At 72.4% G+C, this 6,668-nt stretch carries 7 protein-coding genes and 1 pseudogene; 3 read left to right on the top strand and 5 right to left on the bottom strand.

Translation table 11 applies throughout. The annotated features are described in order from the left end of the window. Nucleotides 1–949: iron uptake transporter permease EfeU (gene efeU / locus NBW84_RS14370; RefSeq protein WP_250285235.1), on the bottom strand; the 949-nt coding region annotated here is incomplete at its 3' end. A 254-nt stretch (nt 950–1,203) separates the two neighbouring features. Between efeU and NBW84_RS14365 the strand changes: the two genes are divergently transcribed. Beyond that, nucleotides 1,204–1,719 carry a hypothetical protein gene (locus NBW84_RS14365; RefSeq protein WP_250285234.1) on the top strand — a complete coding sequence of 172 codons (516 nt, stop codon included), beginning with the start codon at nt 1,204–1,206 and terminating at the stop codon, nt 1,717–1,719. 28 nt (nt 1,720–1,747) lie between these two features. Here NBW84_RS14365 and NBW84_RS14360 read toward each other — a convergent pair whose 3' ends face one another. Both NBW84_RS14360 and NBW84_RS14355 read right to left on the bottom strand, forming a co-directional pair. Then, a complete protein-coding gene (locus NBW84_RS14360) occupies nt 1,748–2,263 on the bottom strand; it encodes a hypothetical protein (RefSeq protein WP_250285233.1) in 516 nt (171 codons plus the stop codon). After that, nucleotides 2,170–2,946: a protein kinase domain-containing protein gene (locus NBW84_RS14355; RefSeq protein ID WP_250285232.1), complete on the bottom strand. Its 777-nt coding sequence runs from the start codon at nt 2,944–2,946 to the stop codon at nt 2,170–2,172. The genes NBW84_RS14360 and NBW84_RS14355 overlap by 94 nt, the downstream gene beginning before the upstream one ends. 303 nt (nt 2,947–3,249) lie before the next feature. Here NBW84_RS14355 and NBW84_RS14350 point away from each other — a divergent pair, with 303 nt between their 5' ends. Continuing rightward, nucleotides 3,250–4,707 carry a LuxR C-terminal-related transcriptional regulator gene (locus NBW84_RS14350; RefSeq protein WP_250285231.1) on the top strand — a complete coding sequence of 486 codons (1,458 nt, stop codon included), beginning with the start codon at nt 3,250–3,252 and terminating at the stop codon, nt 4,705–4,707. Nucleotides 4,708–4,814: 107 nt separating this feature from the next. Here NBW84_RS14350 and NBW84_RS14345 read toward each other — a convergent pair whose 3' ends face one another. Next, nucleotides 4,815–5,036, bottom strand: coding sequence for a hypothetical protein (locus tag NBW84_RS14345; protein ID WP_250285230.1), 222 nt, complete (start codon nt 5,034–5,036; stop codon nt 4,815–4,817). Nucleotides 5,037–5,077: 41 nt separating this feature from the next. Next, nucleotides 5,078–5,875 carry a BTAD domain-containing putative transcriptional regulator gene (locus tag NBW84_RS14340; protein WP_250285229.1) on the bottom strand — a complete coding sequence of 266 codons (798 nt, stop codon included), beginning with the start codon at nt 5,873–5,875 and terminating at the stop codon, nt 5,078–5,080. A gap of 393 nt (nt 5,876–6,268) precedes the next feature. Here NBW84_RS14340 and NBW84_RS14335 point away from each other — a divergent pair. Next, a pseudogene (locus NBW84_RS14335) lies at nt 6,269–6,668 on the top strand (hypothetical protein); the annotation flags it as partial.

Here is a 6,668-nt window from a genome sequence, read left to right as displayed (position 1 = left end):
CGGCGGCCGCGGCCGGTTCGAGGGAGCCAGCCGGCGCCGCGGCGCTGGTCGGTTCGGTGCCGGTCGCTTCGGCGGTGCCGGTCGGCGTGGTGGCGGCGGCCGGGGCGGTGGCCGGGGCGGTGGCGCCGGCGCCCCGCAGGAAGAGCAGCAGCACCGGCACCAGGTAGGCGAGGTAGCCGACGACCTGCAGCACGGTCATCCGCGGGGTGATGTTGAGGATGCCCTCGGTGAGCCTGGCGTACCAGGAGCTCGGGTCGATGGTGGCGCTCAGGTCGAACGCCGTGGCCGCCCCGCCCGGCAGGAGAGCGCTTTCCTGGAGGTCGGCCAGCCCGTACCCGGTGACGCCGGCCGCGATCACGACCAGCCCGATGCCGGTGATCGTGAAGAACCTCGTCAGGTTGATCCGCAGCGTCTGCCGGTAGATGGCGAAGCACGCGGCGGCGGCCAGCGCGATCCCGGCGACGGCCCCGACGAGCGGGCCGGCCGACTCGTCCGCGCCCCGGGTGGTCGTCCAGACGAACAGGGAGGTCTCCAGGCCCTCCCGGGCGACCGCCAGGAACGCGGTGAGGACCAGCATGCCAGGGCCGAGCGCCAGCGCGACGGTGACCCGGCCGCTGATCTCACCGGACAGCGTCCGTGCCGACCGCCGCATCCAGAAGACCATCACGGTGACGAAACCGACCGCGATCAGGCTCAGCACACCGCTGAACGTCTCCTGGGCCGCGGTCGACATCGAGGCGGCGGCGAAGGTGAGGACCGCGCCGAAGCTCGCCGAGAGGGCGACGGCGGCGAGCACTCCCGTCCAGACCTGGGGGAGGCGGGCACGCTGGTCGGCACGCACGAGCGTGGCGACCAGAACCGAAACAATCAGGCTTGCCTCGAAACCCTCGCGTAACCCGATGAGCAGGTTCGGAACGAGATCCGCCCACACGTCTGCCGCCTCCGCCATCGCCGTACGGTCACTGTTCGTCAGAAGGACTCAAGGGAAGGTACCAGAAGAACAGGTAAACCTCACCTAATCGAATATTTATTCTCACAGTAGGCATAAGAACACAAAACGACTTCCCGACATCCGCAGGCGATGTCCGCGCCGGGACGGTGGAGATCACTACCACAGTGCTGGCCGGCGGGCCCTTCGGCCCCTGCCCGAGGGCTACCTTGCAGGAGATAGATCGACACTACGGATACCTGCTGGGGGCAAGCATGAACGCCAGAGCCCTGCGCCGCGCCGGCGTCCTCACCGCTACCGGAGCGCTTGCCACGCTCCTCGGTGCGGCTCCGGCCAGCGCGTCCATCTCCTTCTCCGCCGATACCCGGACCAGCGCCGACACCAGCGCCGGCACCAGCGCCGGCACCAGCGCCGACGCCGGCGGCGCGACCAGTGTCGACACGAGCGTCACCCAGCTCTTCCAGGCCGCCGTGGGCCTGTCCATCGGTGCCCTCTCCGGCGCCTCGAACGCCGTCTCGGTCGCGGCCAGGTCCGTCGGCCCTACGGCGGGGACCGTCGCGGACACCGGCCCGACCGGTTTCGGCGCCGGGCCGGGCGCTGCCGCCGGGCCGGGCGCCGGCGGTGCCGGGACGAGCAGCCCCCAGGACATCTACGGCGCCGCCGCGGGCCTCTCCTACAGCGCGCTGTCGCAGGCGGCGGACGCGCTCACGCGCGCGTCGGGCACTGTCTCCGGTGGCCTGGGCGGGCAGCCGGCCGGCCCCGGAGCCTGACGCCGCGGCCTCGACGGCCGAGTCCCGGTCAGGTGGCGGCGGACGACACCTGTATGCCGCAGTACCGGCCGCTGGTGTCGATCAGATAGAGCTGTGAGCGGCCGGCCGGGTCCAGCAGCAGCGACGTGTTGGCGCTGGTGGGCTGGACGGTGCCGTGGTCCAGGTCCTCGCCGGTGGTGGCGTCGCGGAGGATGAATCCGCATTCCTCGGCGCCGTTGAAGTCCAGGATCTTCACGGCGACGCGGCCCTCAGCGGTGAACGCGTCGGTGTCGCCGGTGTTGGCCTGGTGGGTGAAGGGCAGCGTCACGGCTCCGGCTCCGGCCTGCGGCTCGACCAGGCAGCCGGGGTCGCTCACCTGCCACTGGAAGTTTCCCGGGTGGGAGATCTGGAACGACCACGTTCCGGACAGCCCTCCCTGGTGGAGGACGCTCTCGCCGGTGTCGGCGGAGGTCAGGACGATCTCGCAGGTGTCGGTCGGGACCGGGAGGGTGCTGCGGACGACGGCCCGCCACGGGCCGTCTGCCTGGTAGGAGGCATCCGCCACCGCCGTTCCCGCTCCGGAGCCGGAACCGCCGGCGTCGTCCCCGCCCCCTGGGCGGCGAGGATCCCGGCGATCGTCGCCCCGGCCACGACAACCACGGCGGCGCCGAGTACGGCCGGCCGCGCCCAGCGTGCGGGCCGTGCGGGGATGACGGGCTGGTCGTGGACGGTGGCCGGCAACGGTGGTTCCACCGCCACGGCTGTGGGCCGCACCGGGATGGTGACGGTGGGGGGCGGCGCGGTGGCGGATTCGGCGGGTGCCGCCTGCGTGCCGTCAGCTGCCCGGTCGCTGTCAGCGCTCCCGTTGACAGCGGGAACGCTGACAGCAGGGCTGGTACCGGCAGGGCTGGTACCAGCAAGGTCGTCCCGCAGCGCCCGGGCGGACGGCCGCTGCCGGGGATCGCGGGCGAGGGCGGCGCGGACCAGCTCCCGCAGCGGCCCGGCGAGCTGGTCGTAGTCGGCCGCCGGGCCGCCGGACAGGATGCGGCTGAGAACGGCCTCGGGCCGGCCGGTGCCGAAGGGCGGCTGGCCGGTGGCCGCGAAGACGACGATCCCGGCCCAGGCGAAGACGTCGGTGGCCGCGGTGATCTCGTCGCCGGTCGCCTGCTCGGGGGCGATCCAGGCCGGGGTGCCGACGAAATGGAAACGGCGATGTTCGTGGAAGTCGCCGATGTTCGTGGAAGTCACCGTAGTTCGTGGAAGTCACCGTATCGCCCCGGCAGCCCCTCGTCGCACTGGTGACAGAGGATGGCACCGGCGGCTGATGCGGTACCTGCCGCCGCGGAAGTTGAGCATCTTTCTGCTCCAGGTCGCAGTTCCGGGCGCCGCGGTTCTCCGGTCTTCGGGAGAGTCCGATAGGTGACAGGCGAGATCCGGCGCATGTTGGACCATGAGTGAGCCATTGGAAGCATCGGGGGATGGTGCGGCCGGTGCGGCGGCCGTGATGACAGCGGGTGCCCGCCCGGTCGATCAGGATCGGGGGGTGCGCCGGTGCCGCTCACCGACTTCGTCGGACGGCAGTCCGACATTGTCGCGCTCGCGGGCCTCGTCATGCGGGAGCGGCTGGTCACGGCCACCGGTCCGGGTGGCTGTGGCAAGACCCGCCTGGCCGATCAGGTGATGGCGCGGCTGGCAGAGTGCCGTGGTGAGGTGTTCCCGGCCGGGCTGTTCTGGTTATCCTGCGGTGACCTGACTGACGCCAGTTTGTTACCGTCAGTGCTGATAGCTGCGTTGGGTATGCCGGATCGTTTCGACGTAGCGCCGCTGGAACGGGTCGCCGACCAACTCGGCGAACGTCGGTTGCTCGTGGTCCTGGACGACTGCGACCGCGTGGCCGACGCGGTGCAGGCGCTCGCGTCGGTGCTGCTCCCGAGGTGCGGCGGTGTCCATCTGCTGGCCACCAGCCGGGTCCGATTGGGCGTCGGCGCCGAGGTGGCGTGGCGGGTCCCCCCGATGACGCAGGCCGACGCGGTGGAGCTGTTCCTGGCCAGAGCCGGCGCCGAGATCGGGCCATCCACCTGCGTCACGGCGGTGGATGGCGGCGTGCCCGTGTCTCCGGCCCCGGGCGCGGAGCTCGACCGGCATCTGGTCGCCGAGGTCTGCGCCCGGCTCGACGGCCTGCCGCTGGCCATCGAGCTGGCCGCGGCCCGCACCCGGGTGCTTTCGCTTCCCGAGATCGCACGCGGCGTCGACGACCGTCTGAAGCTGCTGGCGGGTGGCAGCAGGTTCGCGCCGAGGCGGCACCGGACGATCAGAGCCTGCATCGACTGGAGCTACGACCTGCTTGACGAGCTCGGGCGCATCCTCTTACGTCGCCTGGCGGTGTTCGCCGGTGGCGCGCGCATGGCCGAGGTCGAGGCGGTCTGCGCATTCGGTGCCCTGGCCCGCGAGGACGTGCTGGAAGCCCTGACCACGCTGGTGGACCATTCACTGGTTGTCACCGACCGGCGAGCCGTCGACAGCCGGTACCAGCTGCTGGACACCGTCGCGGCTTATGCGCGTGAGCGACTGGACGCATCCGGTGAGGCCGGCGAGGTTCAGCGCCGCCACGGCGGCCTGGGATCCTTCGGGGATGCGGAGCAGACCCTGACCGACCGCCGCGCCCGGATGACCGCGGCGGTGTTCGACGCCGCCGACGAGAGCGCGAAACTCGACGGTCCCACCGCGACCGCCTCCGCCGGCAGGTCGCGGGGATCACGGCGCCGGCCGGCGCTGGGCTGGGCGGCGCTGACCCCGGCCGAACGCGAGGTTGCCAGGGCCGTTGCCCGCGGCCTGTCCAACCCGGCGGTCGGGCGTGCCCTCGCCATATCGCTGAGCACCGTGAAGACCCACCTGGCCCACGTGTTCGGCAAGCTCAACGTCGCCAACCGCGTCGAACTGGCCGCGTTCGTCCTCCGGGCCGACGACCCGGCCGGCTATCCGCCGAACATCGGACCGGAGCTCAGGTAGCGCGGTCGTGCCCGGTACCCGGTACCCGGTACCCCGACCAGCCGGCCCGGTATCTGTCCGGCCCGGTGCCTGCCCGGCCCGGTATCCGCGCCGGGCAGGCACCCGGGTCAACCGGACCAGTCGGCCAGGACCTGGTCGAGGAAGCGCCGCACCAGGTCGACGACCTCGGTCGGGGACGCGGTCGTCACGGCGGTCAGCTCGGTCCGGGAGACGTCGGTGGTCATGCGCAGCCGGGCGATCAGCCCGCCCCGCGGGCCGGGCCGGACGGTCAGTACCAGCAGCCCGGGCCGTGGAGGGCCGCCGTCCGCCATCCCGGCGCCGTCTGCCATTCCGATGCTGTCCACCATCCCGGCACTGTCGACCCGTCGTGTCACCTCGCCGTCGAGCGAACGTCACCGCCGGCTGTGTTCCCGCCGGCGCGGTGCCTGGCCGAGGTCTGCCCGCCCGCCGGGAACACCAGCTCGGTCAGCGCGGCCGAGGGCGCAAGAGCGAGCTCGTCCCGCAGCAGCCCGGCATAGGCGCGGTAGCGGCGCACGGCCTCGCGCACGTTGCCCTCGGCCAGGTGCACCCGGATGAGCACCTGCTGCGCGCTCTCCCGTAACGGGTCGGCCCGGATCGCCGCGTAGGCCGCGTCGGCGGCCGAGCCGTAGCGGCCCAGGGCGAGCAGCCGGACGGCCAGCGCCTCCAGGGCGTGCAGCATCAGCTGGCCCAGCCGTTCGCGTTCGAACAGCACCCAGTCGTCGTACCAGCCAGGCAGCAGCTCGCCGGTCAACGCCGGCTGGATCAGCTCGCCGGTGTCGACGTCGGCCGGCGTGAGCAGCCGGTGGGCGAGCGCGACGGTCTCGTGCGTGTCCACGAGCACGTCCCCGGCCAGTCGAAGACAGGTCGGGGAGGTCTCCACCAGGCCGTCGTGCAGCCGCCCGGCCCGCCACAACGCGGTCCGCAGCCGGCCGTTGGCCGCGCTCTCGCCGACATCCGGCCACAGGATGCCCCGGACGTTGGAGCGCGGCACCGCGTCGGGACGTAGCGCCAGCAGCGCCAGCAGCCGCTGCACCCCGAGGGGGACGGGCCGCGCGGCGCCTCCCAGCACGAGCTGGAAGCCGTTGAGCAGGACGATCCGGGGGCGAGTCCGGTTACGCGTCGCCAACGTACTCGATGCGTAGGGCACATGCAGATCGTGACTGGTGACCGGCCGCGGAACATCGGCCGATCGGCCGATAGCGCTCGTGGACAGGATGTGGTGACGCTGCGCCGGACGCGGCGGTGACGGGTATGTGACGCTGCCGGCGCACCATGATTCCATGCAGGCAACCCGAGTGGAGTGCGTCGTCCGGGCGGGCGGAGGCTTTCGGTGAGTCTCTTCACCCGCGGCGGCAGCCGGAAACCGCTGGTCACGGCGGGTGAAGCGCCGCCTGCGTCGCCGGGCGCCGGGCCGTTGAGTGTCCTGTCACCAGGCGCTGTGCCGTCGGATGCCGTCTCGTCCGGAGCCGTGCCGTCGGGGGTCGCGCCGTCGGTGCGGCCGGAGGCGCTCCGGGCGGCGGCGAGCCCGCCGGGCCCAACTGTGATCACATCGTCCGACCAGGCCGTCTCGGCGCTCCTCAAGGTGCTCTCCGGCTATCTCGATCCTGATGCCGAGCCCGTCGGCGTAACGCCCGGCCCATCGGTTGTCGTGCTCCAGGTCAGCGATCGGGCGCTCGGACTGGGCAACCTGCGCGGTCTGGGGGCCGTCGGCCCGTTCCCCGCGGTCGAGCTGCGCGGCGGCCAGCTTGAATGCGTCGTCCGGTTTCAGGTCTGGGGCGCCACCCCGGAGGCGGCGGATGCGCGGATGACGGCTCTGCAGGGCCGTCTCCTCGGCGCCAGAGCGGACCTGTGGGACGCAGGTTTCCTGCAGCTGGACGGCGTCGCCGGTGCCCTTCCGGCAGAGGGCCGTGGGGCCTGGTCACGGACCGCCGACTATCACG

This window comes from Protofrankia sp. CiP1_Cm_nod2 (assembly GCF_920664355.1).
In the GTDB taxonomy this organism is placed as follows: domain Bacteria; phylum Actinomycetota; class Actinomycetes; order Frankiales; family Frankiaceae; genus Protofrankia.
The sequence above is the reverse complement of the archived record's forward strand: the minus strand, read 5'-3'. Positions and strand labels throughout refer to the sequence as shown.

Excerpts from the sequence above, each read along its gene's own strand:
- NBW84_RS14365 (WP_250285234.1), top strand. The coding sequence starts at position 1,204 with ATGAACGCCAGAGCCCTGCGCCGCGCCGGCGTCCTCACCGCTACCGGA.
- NBW84_RS14345 (WP_250285230.1), bottom strand. The coding sequence starts at position 5,036 with ATGGCAGACGGCGCCGGGATGGCGGACGGCGGCCCTCCACGGCCCGGG.